The organism is Bacillus sp. NPDC077027, from assembly GCF_050269555.1.
Taxonomy (GTDB): Bacteria; Bacillota; Bacilli; order Bacillales; family Bacillaceae; genus Bacillus.
In genome coordinates this window covers 395,698-411,364 of record NZ_JBNNIO010000003.1, presented here as the reverse complement: position 1 = coordinate 411,364, position 15,667 = coordinate 395,698, and the positions used below count along the sequence as shown (strand labels likewise).

The 15,667-nt window shown below is 37.8% G+C and carries 18 protein-coding genes and 1 riboswitch; of the genes, 5 read left to right on the top strand and 13 right to left on the bottom strand.

Annotation, left to right across the window (positions count from 1 at the left end):
• Nucleotides 1–198 precede the first annotated feature (198 nt).
• The 4 genes from stoA to ACQKEZ_RS12550 form a co-directional block, all read right to left on the bottom strand.
• Complete coding sequence (gene stoA / locus ACQKEZ_RS12565) at nucleotides 199–687, bottom strand: endospore biogenesis thiol-disulfide oxidoreductase StoA (protein WP_427301235.1); 489 nt, start codon at nucleotides 685–687, stop codon at nucleotides 199–201.
• Nucleotides 688–740: 53 nt separating this feature from the next.
• Nucleotides 741–2,057 carry a polysaccharide biosynthesis protein gene (locus tag ACQKEZ_RS12560; RefSeq protein ID WP_427301234.1) on the bottom strand — a complete coding sequence of 439 codons (1,317 nt, stop codon included), beginning with the start codon at nucleotides 2,055–2,057 and terminating at the stop codon, nucleotides 741–743.
• A gap of 119 nt (nucleotides 2,058–2,176) precedes the next feature.
• On the bottom strand, nucleotides 2,177–2,830 hold the full coding sequence (locus ACQKEZ_RS12555; RefSeq protein WP_427301233.1) for a cell wall hydrolase: 654 nt from the start codon (nucleotides 2,828–2,830) through the stop codon (nucleotides 2,177–2,179).
• Between the two features lie 307 nt (nucleotides 2,831–3,137).
• Nucleotides 3,138–3,332 (bottom strand): hypothetical protein, encoded by a 195-nt coding sequence (locus ACQKEZ_RS12550; protein WP_427301231.1) that lies wholly within the window; start codon nucleotides 3,330–3,332, stop codon nucleotides 3,138–3,140.
• 167 nt (nucleotides 3,333–3,499) lie between these two features.
• Here ACQKEZ_RS12550 and ACQKEZ_RS12545 point away from each other — a divergent pair, with 167 nt between their 5' ends.
• A complete protein-coding gene (locus ACQKEZ_RS12545; RefSeq protein ID WP_427301229.1) occupies nucleotides 3,500–3,688 on the top strand; it encodes a YkvS family protein in 189 nt (62 codons plus the stop codon).
• 140 nt (nucleotides 3,689–3,828) lie between these two features.
• Here the strand turns inward: ACQKEZ_RS12545 and ACQKEZ_RS12540 are convergent, their stop codons facing one another.
• The 6 genes from ACQKEZ_RS12540 to ACQKEZ_RS12515 form a co-directional block, all read right to left on the bottom strand.
• Nucleotides 3,829–4,035, bottom strand: a complete 207-nt coding sequence (locus tag ACQKEZ_RS12540) for a hypothetical protein (protein ID WP_427301227.1) — start codon at nucleotides 4,033–4,035, stop codon at nucleotides 3,829–3,831.
• Nucleotides 4,036–4,381: 346 nt separating this feature from the next.
• On the bottom strand, nucleotides 4,382–4,879 hold the full coding sequence (gene queF, locus ACQKEZ_RS12535) for a preQ(1) synthase (RefSeq protein ID WP_427301225.1): 498 nt from the start codon (nucleotides 4,877–4,879) through the stop codon (nucleotides 4,382–4,384).
• Nucleotides 4,880–4,896: 17 nt separating this feature from the next.
• Complete coding sequence (gene queE / locus ACQKEZ_RS12530) at nucleotides 4,897–5,628, bottom strand: 7-carboxy-7-deazaguanine synthase QueE (RefSeq protein ID WP_427301223.1); 732 nt, start codon at nucleotides 5,626–5,628, stop codon at nucleotides 4,897–4,899.
• Complete coding sequence (queD, locus tag ACQKEZ_RS12525; protein ID WP_427301221.1) at nucleotides 5,621–6,061, bottom strand: 6-carboxytetrahydropterin synthase QueD; 441 nt, start codon at nucleotides 6,059–6,061, stop codon at nucleotides 5,621–5,623. The genes queE and queD overlap by 8 nt, the downstream gene beginning before the upstream one ends.
• Nucleotide 6,062: 1 nt before the next feature.
• A complete protein-coding gene (gene queC, locus ACQKEZ_RS12520) occupies nucleotides 6,063–6,740 on the bottom strand; it encodes a 7-cyano-7-deazaguanine synthase QueC (RefSeq protein WP_427301936.1) in 678 nt (225 codons plus the stop codon).
• Between the two features lie 139 nt (nucleotides 6,741–6,879).
• A riboswitch (PreQ1 riboswitch) is annotated at nucleotides 6,880–6,924 on the bottom strand.
• An 83-nt stretch (nucleotides 6,925–7,007) separates the two neighbouring features.
• The gene (locus ACQKEZ_RS12515) at nucleotides 7,008–8,048 is read right to left on the bottom strand and encodes a YkvI family membrane protein (protein ID WP_427301219.1); all 1,041 of its coding nucleotides are present in this window, start codon (nucleotides 8,046–8,048) and stop codon (nucleotides 7,008–7,010) included.
• Nucleotides 8,049–8,290: 242 nt separating this feature from the next.
• Between ACQKEZ_RS12515 and ACQKEZ_RS12510 the strand changes: the two genes are divergently transcribed.
• From ACQKEZ_RS12510 to motB, 3 genes are all read left to right on the top strand, one after another.
• Nucleotides 8,291–10,393: an AAA family ATPase gene (locus ACQKEZ_RS12510; RefSeq protein WP_427301217.1), complete on the top strand. Its 2,103-nt coding sequence runs from the start codon at nucleotides 8,291–8,293 to the stop codon at nucleotides 10,391–10,393.
• A 378-nt stretch (nucleotides 10,394–10,771) separates the two neighbouring features.
• The gene (gene motA / locus ACQKEZ_RS12505) at nucleotides 10,772–11,566 is read left to right on the top strand and encodes a flagellar motor stator protein MotA (protein WP_427301216.1); all 795 of its coding nucleotides are present in this window, start codon (nucleotides 10,772–10,774) and stop codon (nucleotides 11,564–11,566) included.
• Entirely contained in the window at nucleotides 11,559–12,326 is a 768-nt protein-coding gene (gene motB, locus ACQKEZ_RS12500) for a flagellar motor protein MotB (RefSeq protein ID WP_427301215.1), read from the top strand. The genes motA and motB overlap by 8 nt, the downstream gene beginning before the upstream one ends.
• A gap of 33 nt (nucleotides 12,327–12,359) precedes the next feature.
• Here the strand turns inward: motB and ACQKEZ_RS12495 are convergent, their stop codons facing one another.
• Nucleotides 12,360–12,815 (bottom strand): MarR family winged helix-turn-helix transcriptional regulator, encoded by a 456-nt coding sequence (locus ACQKEZ_RS12495; protein WP_427301213.1) that lies wholly within the window; start codon nucleotides 12,813–12,815, stop codon nucleotides 12,360–12,362.
• 206 nt (nucleotides 12,816–13,021) lie between these two features.
• Between ACQKEZ_RS12495 and ACQKEZ_RS12490 the strand changes: the two genes are divergently transcribed.
• Nucleotides 13,022–14,527 carry an ATP-binding protein gene (locus tag ACQKEZ_RS12490; protein ID WP_427301934.1) on the top strand — a complete coding sequence of 502 codons (1,506 nt, stop codon included), beginning with the start codon at nucleotides 13,022–13,024 and terminating at the stop codon, nucleotides 14,525–14,527.
• Nucleotides 14,528–14,578: 51 nt separating this feature from the next.
• Here the strand turns inward: ACQKEZ_RS12490 and ACQKEZ_RS12485 are convergent, their stop codons facing one another.
• Both ACQKEZ_RS12485 and ACQKEZ_RS12480 read right to left on the bottom strand, forming a co-directional pair.
• The gene (locus ACQKEZ_RS12485) at nucleotides 14,579–14,821 is read right to left on the bottom strand and encodes an aspartyl-phosphate phosphatase Spo0E family protein (protein WP_427301211.1); all 243 of its coding nucleotides are present in this window, start codon (nucleotides 14,819–14,821) and stop codon (nucleotides 14,579–14,581) included.
• Between the two features lie 299 nt (nucleotides 14,822–15,120).
• Nucleotides 15,121–15,651: a 1,2-dihydroxy-3-keto-5-methylthiopentene dioxygenase gene (locus ACQKEZ_RS12480; protein ID WP_427301209.1), complete on the bottom strand. Its 531-nt coding sequence runs from the start codon at nucleotides 15,649–15,651 to the stop codon at nucleotides 15,121–15,123.
• Nucleotides 15,652–15,667 lie beyond the last annotated feature (16 nt).

Sequence of the window (15,667 nt, the reverse complement as noted above, 5' to 3'; positions counted from 1 at the left end):
CTTGATCTGTTACTCATTATAGCATGTTCTGATTAATTTTCAATTAATAATTATTATAATTTCTTTTTGATAATAATTATCATTATTGAAAGTGATTTATTTAGTGTATTCCTGAGTCCTATTAGTGAACACAAAATAACCAGAAGAATCATTCTTCTGGTTATTAAGAAACAGTAGTGGCTATGTCAGCACATCCAATTATGATGCTGCCCACTCTTTTATTTGTTTTTTCGTTAGAGGACCGACATGATTTTTTTCCACCTCTCCTTTTTCATTTATAAGAAAGGTCGTCGGAATGGTGATAATTTGAAAAGTCTTCATTAATTCTCCCCGCTCATCTAGGACAATCGGAAACGTGAATTTACGGTCTTTTATAAATTGACTCACTGCTGATTTACTCTGCTCTGCACTCAATAAGTTGACGGTAATGATCTCGACTTCTTCTGTTTTTTCCTTCGTCATCTGTTGAAAAATGGGCAATTCCATCTTGCAAGAAGGACACCACGTTGTCCAAAAATGAAGAATCGTTCGTTTGCCAGGGATAGGGATCACTTGTTTCCCCCCTGATAATGTGGGCATTTCTGCTCTTTTGACGACTGGTTTCTCATTAGCCATTGCAGGTAAATGAATCAGAGATGACAACAACATCAATACGAGCATGACGGTTGATAGACGCTTTATGTTCATATCATCTTCCTTCCCAGTTTTCTTATAACTTGCCCGTATCTCTTATAAAGCATTCAAGCTTTTTTCAGCTGCAGAAAAACGGAGACACCCAATTCCTTACAGATCGTCACATAATGAAGGGTTGTTAATAGAAGCATCCCTGTGTTCATCCCTAAAATAACCCCCATCATATTTAAGCTCTCGATGGACCCTAAGAAGTACACCATTGAAAATGAAACAACGTGCACCCATATATTATGAAGAAATACGTCTTTAATTAGCCCCATTCCAATTAAACATGCTTGAAAAGGCATCACAAACAGGTGACATAAAAAATAAGGCCAAAGAAGCTGTAAATAAACGGCCGCTTGAGGAGAATCAAAAAATAGCTGAGTGAGAGGATGCGCAAAATAATACATCACCATGACTGCCGGCACGCCATATCCAAATGTAATCAATATAGCCTGTCTAATGCGCTTTTTAACGACTTCATATTGTCCCAATGCGTATGCCTCTGACACAGTTGGGATCATCACAATCATGATAGAATGTGCAATAAAAGCTGGGAAGAAGCCAATCGACATTGCTACCCCAGCAAGCATTCCATAATGATCAACTGCTATTGTTCCCGAGATTCCCGCGGCAATCAGTGCTCCTTTAATTAAAAAAGGTTCTACAGCGTTTGCAATGGCATGAAATATCCGCATGCCTGTCGTGGGAATAGACACAGCAAGGAGACGCTTTCTTACATCGCTCCCTCTTAGTTCAACTGATTTTACATAAACCGCATTTTTTGCCATCACATATTGAGAATATAGATAGATAAACACCACGAGATCGCTGGCAACAATCACACCAATTGAGATAAGCACAGCCATTTCAATATCAAAGGAATACCAATGAAAAAATAAAAACAGGCAAACGAGCTGGATCATTTTTTTGAGCATATTGGCGATTGCGATCCTTCCCATTTGCTGCATGCCCATAAAATAACCACGAGCAATTGAAGTAAAAGCAATAATCGGAATAAGCAATATCACTAGAAATTTAATCAGTGGGTGATATGCTTGAAATACTGGGATAAACGGCAGGATCATGGCTGCAATTGCAGTCGAGATACTCGTCACGATCGCTGTCATCTTAAAGGCGTGACGTAGCATGCTTTGATGAAGACGCTCATGTGACTCTGCAATAAATTTTGAAATGGACACAGGTAGTTCAAGACTAGCAATGACCAGTACAAGCATGATAATGGGTAAAATGCTCATATAAAGGCCCATTCCGTGTTCTCCAAGCTCTCTTGCCAAAATCATATTTACTAAAAATTCAATGCATTCCGCAAAGAAAGCCGCAATCGATAGCAGAATGACTCCTTTTACAAATCGGTTCATGTAGCCTCCCCTTGTCTTAAATCAAATTCTTTTCACATTCTATGAGACAAGTTCAGAAATTATTTTCATAAAAAAGAACATAAAAAAAGCAACGACATTTCATTCGCTGCTTTCTGAGGCTATACGGCAAACACGTGACGACCAATTCGCTCAACAATTTTTCGCGACCTGATCCAATTATCTGTTGCTGTTTTTGGATTGTAAAAATAAATGGCTTTTGTTGTTCTTTTCTGATCGCCTACCACTTGCTTAACTGCTTTAATTGAATCCTGATCTGCTTGATCATGTATACTTCCATTAGATACAGGCTCAAATGCATTTCTTTGATAAATGACCCCTTTAATACTATCAGGGAAAGAACCATGCTCAACACGATTTAACACAACGCTTGCCACTGCTTTTTTTCCAGCAAATGACTCACCTTTTGCTTCAGCATGTACAAGACGGGATAATAGCTCCATTTCCCCTTTTGAATATTTATTTTGCTTAGAAGCAGGCTGCTTTTCTTCTGATTTTACTTTTTTCTCTTTCTTTGGAGAAGCGGGCTTTTCCTGTGTAGTGCTTAGCATTCTCACATTCGGATGATTCTTCTTTTCCGAAAAGTCCGGAATCACCGTGTGATTATTTTCTTTATCTATATATGAAAGCTGCTGCTCTGCAGATGTTGGTGCAATTTGTTTACTTAATGAACCTTGTTTTTGCTGCAAGTTGTCCACCTTTACCACTGAGATGAGCATAAGGATGACAAAAAGAGCTGTATGAATTTTCATCATTCATCTAGTTCCTCCTTTTATACAAGTAGGCCGTAAGATACTTGTCCACTCTAACAAGTCATGTGGACATTTTCACGCACAAACATTTACATGCTTGTCCATTATCCGTCATTAAATGGCATGTCTTAGTCTAAGTTCACAAAAATTAGTAATGTTAGCGCTTCATATCGTTAAAAATTGACCTATATTCATCCTTATGCACCTAATTATGGCTTATTACATTTTCTTTTCGAATATATCATCTGGTTTCAAAGTGTGACAAAAGCACTAAAATAAAAAAGCTTCCTCTCAAAATAGAGAGAAAACTTTAGCTTCTAGCCTCTGTAAGATATTCAAAAATAACATCTCCACCCTGCTTGGCAATGCCACGAAAATGTTTGAAATCATCCTGCTTCACTAAAATTGAGCGAAAAAACAAGAAATCATCTTTTTGAATCGTCACTTGTTTTTCTTCACCAGTACGCAAGCTGTCTAGTACCTTCATGATCTGTTCTTCTGTCACAGAAATCTCTTCCTTTCTGCCATTTTCGAATATTAAATATAACATTTGCTTCACATGCGTACAATGAAAAACAAACAAAAACGTCTTTATGCTTTACATTGGTATGAAAATATTGCAAAATACTTTTTAATAGGGATTGAATTCTGGTTTTAAAGGAGAGGGAGACAGTGAAGATTGCAAAGATTGGGAATGTAATTGAATTTAGAAATGGTTTGACGGGTGTTGTCGAAAAAGTGAATGAGAATTCAGTTATTGTCGACGTAACCATAATGGATAATTATAGAGATTTGGAACTTGACTCACTCACAGTTGTGAATCATAAAAATTATAAAATCATTCGAGACTCCGTTCATTAATTTGCAATCCTCAAGGTTTATTCAATCGATACATACTGAAGCAACACATTCGGAAGCTGTCTTTAAAGACAGCTTTTTCTCCATAACGAGTTGCCTTCCTCTCATCACATATTCGCAAAAAAGACTGATGCTTTCATGAATCAGTCTTTTTGTTGAAATGTTTGAATCTCTGCTTTTTCTTTATAAAACTCCATCTCCTCAGGTGTAATCACTCCTTTATCAATTAATAGCGCTATTAACCCTAATAATGTGGAGGCGCTCCACTTATAACGGTCTCTGTTTTGTTGCTCCGTCATTTGAAGCTCATCTTTTAATTCATTTAATAACTGCGTCAATTTTTCATCCATCTCACACACACCCTTTCCTTTTTTAGCACCTTTATTTGTAGAATCATCTTAATAACAAACCACACACATATTCAAAAATAGAAAATATGTCGTATGACACCATTTACAAACATATGTTCTGTGTTATATAATGAAGATACGAGCTGGCAGCCCCCAGCCGTCCTAGTAAATTCTATTCCTATTTGTATGAGAAGAGTGACATGACTCTTCTCATTTTTTTTAGCCATGATGTGTATTGTCCTTATGAAGGTTTTAGGGAGTAAGATAAGTTCTCTAACAAATCGCAACACTGACGATCTCATACTCAGCCATTCAAAAAAGACATGCCGAAGACATGTCTTTTTTATTATCGATTATCAATCGTTTCAGGGTACATATCGTGGTTCATCATACGATATTCTGCCATTTTCTCATATTTTGTCCCTGGCTTGCCGTAGTTTGTGTAGGGATCAATTGAGATACCGCCTCGTGGCGTAAATTTACCCCAAACTTCAATATAGCGAGGGTCCATGAGAGCAATCAGATCATTCATGATGATATTCATACAATCCTCATGGAAGTCACCGTGGTTACGGAAGCTAAAAAGATACAGCTTTAAAGATTTGCTTTCGACCATGATCTCATGAGGTATATAGCTAATATAAATCGTCGCAAAATCAGGCTGTCCAGTTTGCGGGCAAAGGGATGTAAATTCCGGACAGTTAAATTTCACAAAATAGTCGCGGTTCGTGTGCTTATTAGGAAAAGTTTCTAACACATGTGGTGCGTATTCGAATAAATAATTTGTTCCTTGATTCCCCAATAAAGTGACACCTTCAAGCTCTTCTGGTTTTCTTGTCGTCATCGTTCATCTCTTCCTTTCTATACGCCTCGTTTATTGCCCCATAATAATGTGTGCAACTGCGGTAAAACTCTGACACGATTAAGGGTCGGGTCCTTTGCTACTTGATCAACAAGTGCTTCGTATTTCTTCAATAAATGCGTCAGTAGGTAAGTGTCATCTGTTGTGACAGTATCATCATTTCCAACCTGTAAATAAAACGGTATATCTGGATAGCGAGCATGTACGTCTTTTGCATACGCTAAATCGAGTTCATCAAAAATCACGACCTTCAAACTTGCATGGTGCAGACGGTTATGCTGCCTCAACTCCTCAATGATGCGAGTTAACTTCGTAAAATCTGTTTTCATGTTTGAACTTGGCGGCTTAGGTGAGAGCGTTAAATCATCAATTTTCAAGAACCACTCTTGATACATCGTTCCTTGTGTTTCGAGTGCCGTTTCAATGCCATGATCGTTTAATACTTCAATAAGTGAAACCATTTGTTTTAAAAGGGCAGGATTTCCACCTGAAATGGTCACGTGAGAAAATGCGTCTCCGCCGATTTCTTTTAATTGTTCAAAAATCTCTTCTGCTTGTAACCACTGAATATCGTTCTTTGCTGAGCCATCCCAAGTAAAGGAAGAATCACACCAGCTACATGAATAATCACATCCAGCCGTTCTGACAAACATTGTTTTTTGCCCGATGACCATCCCTTCTCCTTGAATGGTTGGACCGAAAATTTCCAGTACTGGAATACCTTTAGCCATTTGATTCCACTCGTTTCGGACGATAGACACAATAGCTCGTCGGTGTTTCTCTAACAAAAACTTGGACACATGTTGGCTTGTTTTTTAATTTTTTTAAATACGTCTCTACTTTGTCATAAACCGTTTTCGCCACAACCTCTGTTGTCGGTATAGAATAAGAATCCTTCGAAGAAAATTCTTCGTGATCATTTAACAAGGTGTGATCATATTGACCATGTATAAGTTTCTTAATTGTACTAAAGTTCACAAGAAAACCTGACTCATCAAGTTGATCTCCAGCAATGGTTACATTGATTGTATATGTGTGACCGTGAACACGGCTGCATGCGCCCGCATCCTCTCTCGGTATAAAATGAGCCGCAGACATGTGCATATCTTTGTTTAACTCGAATGCATAAGGATGCTGGGTTTGTGGATAAATTTGAGACAGCATGTTAGTTTGCCTCCTTCATTTTCATGTACGTATCATATCCGTTTTGCCGTAATTTACATGCAGGACATTCACCGCATCCATCAGAAATGATACCGTTATAGCAAGTAAGTGTTTCATTTTTAACAAAATCAAGTGCACCTAAATCATCAGCCATTTTCCATGTCTCTGCTTTATTCAGCCACATCAGAGGCGTATGAATGACAAACGGTTTCTCCATTGCCAAATTGACAGTGACATTGCAGGACTTTACAAATTCATCTCTGCAATCAGGATATCCACTAAAATCTGTTTCACAAACACCTGTAATAATGTGTCGTGCGCCTATTTGGTATGCAAGGATAGACGCAAACGATAAAAAAACAAGATTTCTTCCAGGTACAAAGGTCGAAGGAAGCTCTCCCTCTTTTTCTTCTATTTGAATGTCATCTCTTGTTAATGCGTTCGGTGCAAGCTGGTTGAGTAATGACATATCTAACAGGTGGTTTTTCACCCCAAGCTGTTCAGCAATACGTTTTGCCACATCAATCTCTTCTTGGTGACGCTGATTATAATGAAAGGTGACTGTTTCTACCTCTTTAAAGTTTTCACGTGCCCATAGTAGACATGTCGTACTATCCTGTCCCCCGCTAAAGACAACAACGGCTTTTTCGTTTTTCATTTTACTTCCTCCTTTTTGCAGGCAAGTGTCAATGCCTTGCTTGCATTTGAAAGGCTCTTCATCCCATTCTTTTTTCATATTCAAAAGAAAAGACACCTTCACTTGTTCATGAGGTGCCCCAGCCATAAAAAATAAAAAATGCCACATCCAAGGATACGGCAAGTCCTTAGTTTTTTATAGAGGGTTTTGCTAGAACCTCTCCCGTTATCTAACGGAATTTTGTTCAATTTTCACAAAGGATAGTGTACCATATTTTTTGATCACAGGCTATCATTTCTTTGTTTCACATTATTTCATTGATCGTGGCACCTTCTTGAGCAATAAAAAGAAGATAAATATGATGCTCATATAACCAAAAATCGGGTAAATGGTTGAAATCAGTGTTCCATAGCCGATTTTACTGATGACATAACAACAAAGAAGAATGCAGGAAATCGTGTACATACTCCTTATCTTCACATACGATCTGATCTGTCTTTCTAAGCCATACAAATTCCCAATGACAGAAGTAAATACCTCACCAAAAATCACAAATAAGTAAACACGATGAATGGAGTTTGCTACCTGATAAACAACCTGAGCCATAGGGATGTCAAACGTCACCAACTCTTTTAATGAAGAAAGTGATAAAAAGGAGGCTGCTAAAATCAAAGTGAGCATTACACCGCCAATCATCGCCCCTTTTTTAATGAGCAGTTCAGATTCCATTTCATTTGCAAGAGGCACAAGTACTGCTTGTGAGAGTGCTAAGTTAAAAGCACCATAAGCTACAGCCGATAAAATCCATTCCCCTTCTCCAAACCTAAAAGCAGGCATTGGGCTTTCTTGCACACTAAACACAAAGGAATCAACAAATACAATAAAAGAAAACAATATTAACATTGGGACGACTAAAACATTAACACTAAACAACCCTTTCGTGCCTTTATAAAGAACGACTAGGCTTAAAACGATTGTCAGCAAGATTCCATAATGCTTAGAAATCCCAAGCTGTTCTTCAAAAAGTGCTCCAGCTCCTGACAGCATGACAGATGTGACACCAAGCAAAATGAAAAACATGACGATATTAATATATCTACTCACCGTTACTCCAAATAAAAATCGGTTCATTTCCTGATAAGACTCCGCGTCAATCCGCTTGGATATTAGCATCATTTTCGCTCCAAGAAATGTAAAGATACAGCCACTTATTAAAATGCCCGCTAACCCAATCCAGCCAAAGCGCACAAAAAATTCAACTATCTCTTTACCAGTGGCAAATCCAGCCCCAACCACTGTTCCTACATATACAAACGCTAGCTGAAAAGCGGATTCATTCGCATGTTTCATATGTCCCCTCCGCACACCATCACTTTCGATTGTTCTTCTCTTTTATCCTATGAGACAAGTTTCTTGAAAAGAAGAACAAAGCATGTTTTAATGCCAAAAAGGTCCTTTAAGGGCTCCTAAGCAAAACAGTTGAAAGTCAAAAAAGGTCAGAGTATACTATAGTCAAAGATGGTCAAATAAAGTGACCATTTTATAAAATCTCATTGGTCAAAGAAGATCAAACTTTAAAGGAGGTATGGCAAATGCATTGTCAACATTGCCAAGAAAATGAAGCAACTATTCGCCTGAATTTGCAAGTCAATTCATCCCGTAGCCAAATGGTTTTATGTGAAGACTGCTACACCTCTTTAATGGAGCAGTCAAAAATGAAAATGGGACCAAATCTATTCGGAGGAAACTCATTCTTTTCAAATCAAGCTGAAAAAGCCCCATTCCAGGAGCGGCCACAGCAAAAAGGTTTATTAGATGAGCTTGGACGAAATGTAACAGATGGAGCAAACGCAGGACTCATTGATCCTGTCATCGGCCGAGTTGAAGAAGTTGCAAGAGTCATTGAAATTTTAAATAGAAGAAATAAAAACAATCCTGTTCTCATTGGTGAGCCAGGTGTTGGGAAAACAGCGATTGCTGAAGGACTCGCACTGAAAATTGCCAATGGTGATGTACCAAATAAATTGAAAAACAAACAAATATATTTATTAGATGTCTCCTCACTTGTTGCAAATACGGGAGTGCGCGGACAATTTGAAGAACGTATGAAACAACTCATAAAAGAACTTCAAAGTCGCAAAAATGTTATTTTATTTGTTGACGAAATCCACCTGCTTGTCGGCGCTGGATCAGCAGAAGGTTCAATGGATGCCGGCAACATATTAAAACCGGCATTAGCAAGAGGTGAACTTCAATTAGTTGGTGCAACTACCTTAAAAGAATATCGTCAAATCGAAAAAGATGCAGCGCTTGAACGACGCTTCCAACCAGTGATGGTTCATGAACCAACTGCCGATCAGGCCGTTGATATCTTAAAAGGCATTCAAGATAAATATGAAGCTTATCACGGTATCACTTATTCTGATGAAGCGATTCGTGCTTGTGTCAGCTTATCAGCACGCTATATACAAGACCGCCACTTACCAGATAAAGCGATTGATCTGATGGATGAAGCCGGTTCAAGAGCGAACTTAACCCTTGATGCTGCAAGTAAAGATGAATTAACTCATCGCCTAGCAGAAATCGCAGCAGAAAAACAAGCCGCATTAAAAGAAGAACAGTATGAAAAAGCGGCAAAACTGCGTGATGAGGAAGAAGCCATTGAAGCTCGTCTCGACAAACAAATTGAAGAAAAAACAGTCACTGTGACAGCCGAAGACATTCAAGAAATCGTCGAACAAAAAACTGGCATCCCAGTTGGTAAACTTCAAAAAGACGAGCAAAGCAAAATGAAGGAAATTGAACTACGCCTAAAAGCACGAGTGATTGGGCAAGAACAGGCAGTTCAAAAGGTGGCGAAATCTGTTAAACGAAGCAGAGCTGGGTTGAAATCAAAAAATAGACCAACTGGGTCATTCCTTTTTGTTGGTCCAACAGGTGTCGGCAAAACAGAGCTTTCAAAGACGTTAGCTGAAGAATTATTCGGCTCAAGAGACGCCATGATTCGTCTTGATATGAGTGAATACATGGAAAAACACGCTGTATCTAAAATTATCGGTTCACCTCCTGGTTATATTGGACATGAAGAGGCAGGACAGTTAACGGAAAAAGTTCGCAGAAAACCATACAGCATTATTTTACTTGATGAAATTGAAAAAGCACATCCAGATGTGCAACACATGTTCCTGCAAATCATGGAAGATGGCCGTTTAACGGATAGCCAAGGTAGAACCGTTAACTTCAAAGATACAGTTCTGATCATGACAAGCAACGCTGGAAGTACAGATAAAACGGTCAAAGTCGGTTTTCAATCTGATCAATCAGAAGCCATTGAAGAGCAATCACTCATTGATTCTCTCAGTGCTTACTTTAAACCAGAATTTCTAAACCGTTTTGACAGCATCATTCAGTTTGCATCTTTAACCAAAGAAGACCTTGTGCAAATTGTTGATCTTCTGATAGCAGAACTTGGCGAAACGCTAAAAGAGCAAGAATTAACTGTTCAGGTTACAAATGAAGCAAAAGAAAAAATAGCTAATCTTGGCTATCACCCTGCATTTGGTGCCCGTCCATTAAGAAGAACAATCCAAGAACATGTCGAGGACCAAATGACAGAGCTTCTTCTTGAAGAGCAAAACATCTCTGGTTTTACAGTTGATGTCAAAGATGATCAGCTTATTGTCAACAAAATATAACTCATCCATCAGTTTGATAAAAAAATCCATCTTCATATAGGATAACTCTCCGACTCTTCGCTGATGTGGTCGACTCTTTTTTCTTTTACCATAAAAGAAAAAGAGGTGGATATCATGATGGAATGGAACGAAGATTTGCTGAAGTTATTATATGAAGAAAAACTGAAGGAACTGCTTGAAACAAATTCAACAAACTGCACGGACGACGATTAATTCCCTTCCTTTTTGGAGGGGATTTTCTTTTTTCACCTTATTCGCAACCACTTTCGACAAAATTTATTCACAGAATATACGTTAATTTTACATTCTGACTAAAAGACTTACTGATCAAACCGATATTAACTATAGAAAAAGATAGTTAAAGGATTTGGTGAGAAAATGGACAAAACATCATTAATTGGTATGATTTTAGCATTTATTGCACTTGGCGTTGGAATGGTAATGAAGGGTGTCAGTCTAACCGCTCTTGCCAACCCAGCAGCTATTTTAATTATTATTGTTGGAACTTTGGCAGCCGTTGTGATTGCTTTTCCATCAAGTGAAATTAAAAAAGCACCCAAATTGTTTGTTAAGCTTTTTCAAGACAACAATCTGCTCTCGATTGAAGAATTGATTCCCCTTTTCTCGAACTGGGCACAAGTCGCTCGCCGTGAAGGTCTTTTAGCACTTGAAGCAAGCCTTGAGGAAGTCGATGATGAATTCTTAAAGAACGGATTAAGCATGGCAGTTGATGGTCAAAGCGCTGAATTCATTCGCGATATCCTAACTGAGGAAGTTGACGCAATGGAAGAACGTCACCAGTCTGGAGCTTTAATTTTCACACAAGCTGGTACATACGCTCCAACTCTTGGGGTATTAGGTGCCGTCGTCGGCTTGATTGCGGCTCTTGCGAATATGGGTGACATTGATAAGCTAGGACATGCTATCAGTGCAGCATTCGTGGCAACACTTCTAGGAATCTTTACGGGCTATGTTTTATGGCATCCAATTGCAAACAAATTAAAGCGTAAATCAAAAGAAGAAGTGAAACTTCGTTTAATCATGATTGAAGGAATCCTTTCTGTTCTTGAAGGACAATCACCTAAAGTGATTGAGCAAAAGCTACTCATGTACTTACCTGCAAAAGAGCGTGCTAACATCGTCATTGAAGAAGGAGAAAAACAGAATGGCTAGGAAACGTAAAAAACATGATCACGACGAACATGTAGATGAGTCTTGGCTAATTCCTTACGCTGATCTCCTCACTCTTCTTCTTGCCCTCTTTATCGTTTTGTTTGCGTCAAGTTCGGTTGATGCAGCAAAATACGAACAAATGGCTAAATCGTTTAATGTTGTTTTTACTGGAGGTACTGGTGTCTTGGATAATACAAGTTTACAAAGTACGGAAGAGACAGAAAACAGTAACCAAACAAAAAAATCCACTGAAGACAAAGATGATGAAGAAGCTGCAAAAGCGAAAGATCATGCTGTTCTGACAAAGGTAAAACAGCAGGTCGATTCCTTTATTGAAAAGAAAAACCTTGGATCCAAACTGCAGACAAAACTGACAGACGAGGGCTTATTGATTACAATTGAAGACAGTATTTTCTTTGATTCTGGAAAAGCCATTATCAGATCACAGGATGTTTCACTAGCAAAAGAAATATCCAAGCTCCTTGTCATCAATCCTGCACGTGATATTGTGATTAGTGGTCATACAGATAATGTACCGATCCGAAATTCCGAATTTGAATCCAACTGGTATTTGAGTGCTATCCGTGCGGTTAACTTTTTAAATATTCTTCTTGAGAACAACAAACTCAATCAAGAGAATTTCAGTACAAAGGGATTTGGAGAATTTAAACCAATTGCTTCAAATGATACAGCTAAAGGAAGAAGTCAGAATAGACGTGTCGAATTACTAATATTACCGATTGAAAAAAAATCCAAATAAAAAAGGAGGCCGAATCGGCTTCCTTTTTATGTTTTATTCTTTGTGATCATATAAATGCTTCGCGCGGAGACCCACATTTTTCAACATATCAATACAAACATCCTTCTCTTCTTCACCTAACACGCTAATCATTTCATGAATTTCTTTTGCATGGTCAGGAAAGATGTCATCAAGTAATGCCTTACCTTTGTCTGTAATATGAGCAAATGTCACCCTGCGATCCTCTGCGCAACCTTTACGCGATAGCAGTTCTTTTTTCTCCAATTTATCCACCACATATGTAATGCTTCCACTTGCAAGAAGGATTTTATCACCAATTTGCTGAAGCGGTTGATCTCCTTTGTGATAAAGAAGTTCTAGCACTGCAAATTCAGTTGGATTGAGCCCATGCTTAATAATATGTTTATTCATGTGGTGATTAATTGAGCGATATGCGCGAGATAATACAATAAATAATTTCAAAGATTTCTCAACATTGTTATTCGTCATTTTTTATCATCCTTTATGAAATGCAACCCACTAATGTGACATTAATAAACAATAAGTAAAATGTCAACATCCTATTCAATAAACAGCATGAAAAAAAGACCATAACGAATCACCCAATTTTTCTTAAATTTCAATAACTATACGTAATGAAGATAGGTTCAATGCTATAATAAGTCTATTAGGTAATATGTTGGAGCGATGAAATGATGAGTACACTTAATGGGATATGGAAGAAGATCAGGCTATACCTTATTTTGGTTTTGATTCCAACCCTAATCATTAGTTATTTTATCTATGATAAAGAAACAGAAAAAATTGATCTAAAAAACAAACAAACGGCTTCACTTATGTTAAATATTCACAAAAATCAAATGAACTATTTAATCAGTGAGACAGAAGCTAGGCTTACTTCTCTAGCAATGGGATTCGATCAGCCCCTTGATACAGAGAGAGTGCAAACCATTTTAGAGAAGATTTTCAAGAAAGAACCGCGATTTTCAGGTCTGTATTTATTGGATAAAGACGGGGATGTCACAGCGAGTACAACACCCTTAAAAGAAAAAATCAATCTATCCCACCGAGACTATTTTAAACGTATCAAGGTGTCCAAACAGACAATGATTACAGACAACTACATTAGCAAAATTACAAAGCAGCGTATTCTTTCTATTTGTGTACCTGTATTAGACAAGAATGAGAATGTCACCAATGTACTTGTAGCGGCCATTCAGATTGATTATTTAAAAAACATTATGAATGTCTTAAACCCAGAACTTCATTTTAAAATCTTAAACCAACATGGCAACGTTGTGTTTACAAGCGGTCCACCATTAGTATCAAAGGACGCGGAATCTGTTGTGACATATTTAGATGAAAACAGTTGGAAACTTGAGGTATATCCACAGCGTGCGACAACAAGTGATGTTTTATCTGTGATGCTCTTTCCTTTATCAAGTGTATTCATTTTATTAAATATTTTATTCACACTCGTTCAATATACGATCTTGAGAAGGCAAACACAGCTAGAACGTCATCAGAATGAAGCACAAAAGCTTGAATTAATCGGTACACTTGCAGCAAGTACAGCACATGAAATTCGTAATCCTCTGACAGGTATTAGCGGCTTTATACAACTCTTGCAAAAGAAATATCATTCAGAGGAAGATCAGCTTTATTTTTCTGTGATCGAAGAAGAGATTAAACGAATCAATCAAATTGTCAGTGAATTTCTTGTATTGGGTAAACCTACAGCGGAGAAATGGCAATTAAACTCGGTTAAAGAGATTGTCGGAGAAATCATGCCCATCGTTTTTTCAGAAGCGAACTTATATAATGTAGAGGTTGACTTACAAATCAATACGATCCAAGATGTCGGGGTCTATTGTACAAAAGATCATATTAAACAAGTTGTCCTCAATGTTGCCAAAAACTCTTTAGAAGCGATGCCAAATGGCGGGAAGTTAACGATCATGATTGAAGCTGAAAAAGAAAATGTTGTCATTAAGGTGAAAGATACAGGCGAAGGAATTACCGAAGAAATGCTCAAACATATTTTTCTACCTTTTATAACATCGAAGGAAAAAGGCACAGGTCTTGGGCTTGTGGTGTGCAAACGCATCATTTCCATGTATGGTGGTACGATTGATATTGACAGCCATCTAAATAAAGGGACCACTGTTACCATCATGCTCCCGTCTGCCCATTCTATTTAATGGCTTCTCACCAGCCGGTTTTGCATACGCAAGACCGGTTTTTAAATTAAGCTAATAAGATGGACGATTAACAGATAGAAGCCTCACTTGATATACAATCTCATGAAAGGACGCAACAGACTGATCTTCATGGAAGAGGAGATGCTGATACTCATTCATTAGGTTGTCCAGTTCTTGACTGTACTTAATCGTTGTTTTACCTGTATATCCTTCTACTTGAGCAGCTTCTACCATCTGCTTTCTCTTCTCATCAATTGACACCATTAGTTGTTCTTTTATTAGGTGAATATTCATGACCTCAGCTCCCGCATTGAATTCGTCTGTATACGCTCAAAATGAACCGACATCAAAATTATACTTTATTTGTAAATTAAATAAAATAAGCTTATTTTATTTAATTTTTTACAGTCTAAAGGCCTTTTCCCCACTCATTTCTGGTGGCAAACTTCAAATTTAAACAGGACTGTCTATTGCGTTAAACAGAATTTTATCCTATCTAGAATGACAAAATCAACTAAAATCTCTCTTTTTCCACATCTTTTCACCCACAAAAAAACTAGTCATCCGTCATGACGGATTGACCAGCTCTATGTTTATACCGTTTCCTTTTCGTAAATCGGTACCCAACCTTCAGTTGTGACAAAAATACGAACTGCAACCACCTTACGATCTTCTTGTAAAGTAAAGTAGTGACGAATATTTGGTGGGACAGAAATTAAATCACCTGGGTTCAGTCTTACATCAAAAAATACATCGTCTTTTCCTTGAATCGCAAAAATACCATGACCACTAACGATAAAACGAACTTCATCATCTGTATGGTGGTGCTCACGCTTGAAATTTTGCAAAAGTTCATCTAGGTTTGGTGTGGAATCAGATAATGAAATCACATCTTGTGCTTTGTAGCCTCTTCGTTCTGAAATGCTCTGAATTTCATCTTTAAACGTTGTCAGAATATCTTCTTTTTCTTCAACAGTCAGATCGAATTTTTCAGATAGATGGCTTGGCAATTTCTCAATATTCCAATGCTCGTAAATGACACCTTGCTCCTCAAGATACGCTGCAACCTCTTGTTCATTCTCTATTACCGTTTTTTTATTATCATGAATTAAAATAGTGGCCATGTGCCTCTCCTCCTTT

Coding starts and splice junctions, on each gene's coding strand:
- ACQKEZ_RS12515 (WP_427301219.1), bottom strand. CDS start 8,048: ATGAAACATGCGAATGAATCCGCTTTTCAGCTAGCGTTTGTATATGTA.
- queF (WP_427301225.1), bottom strand. CDS start 4,879: ATGACGACAAGAAAACCAGAAGAGCTTGAAGGTGTCACTTTATTGGGG.
- queE (WP_427301223.1), bottom strand. CDS start 5,628: ATGGCTAAAGGTATTCCAGTACTGGAAATTTTCGGTCCAACCATTCAA.
- ACQKEZ_RS12480 (WP_427301209.1), bottom strand. CDS start 15,651: ATGGCCACTATTTTAATTCATGATAATAAAAAAACGGTAATAGAGAAT.
- ACQKEZ_RS12555 (WP_427301233.1), bottom strand. CDS start 2,830: ATGATGAAAATTCATACAGCTCTTTTTGTCATCCTTATGCTCATCTCA.
- ACQKEZ_RS12490 (WP_427301934.1), top strand. CDS start 13,022: ATGAGTACACTTAATGGGATATGGAAGAAGATCAGGCTATACCTTATT.
- ACQKEZ_RS12510 (WP_427301217.1), top strand. CDS start 8,291: ATGCATTGTCAACATTGCCAAGAAAATGAAGCAACTATTCGCCTGAAT.
- motB (WP_427301215.1), top strand. CDS start 11,559: ATGGCTAGGAAACGTAAAAAACATGATCACGACGAACATGTAGATGAG.
- ACQKEZ_RS12495 (WP_427301213.1), bottom strand. CDS start 12,815: ATGACGAATAACAATGTTGAGAAATCTTTGAAATTATTTATTGTATTA.
- stoA (WP_427301235.1), bottom strand. CDS start 687: ATGAACATAAAGCGTCTATCAACCGTCATGCTCGTATTGATGTTGTTG.
- ACQKEZ_RS12540 (WP_427301227.1), bottom strand. CDS start 4,035: ATGGATGAAAAATTGACGCAGTTATTAAATGAATTAAAAGATGAGCTT.
- ACQKEZ_RS12485 (WP_427301211.1), bottom strand. CDS start 14,821: ATGAATATTCACCTAATAAAAGAACAACTAATGGTGTCAATTGATGAG.
- queD (WP_427301221.1), bottom strand. CDS start 6,061: ATGCTGTCTCAAATTTATCCACAAACCCAGCATCCTTATGCATTCGAG.
- ACQKEZ_RS12560 (WP_427301234.1), bottom strand. CDS start 2,057: ATGAACCGATTTGTAAAAGGAGTCATTCTGCTATCGATTGCGGCTTTC.
- motA (WP_427301216.1), top strand. CDS start 10,772: ATGGACAAAACATCATTAATTGGTATGATTTTAGCATTTATTGCACTT.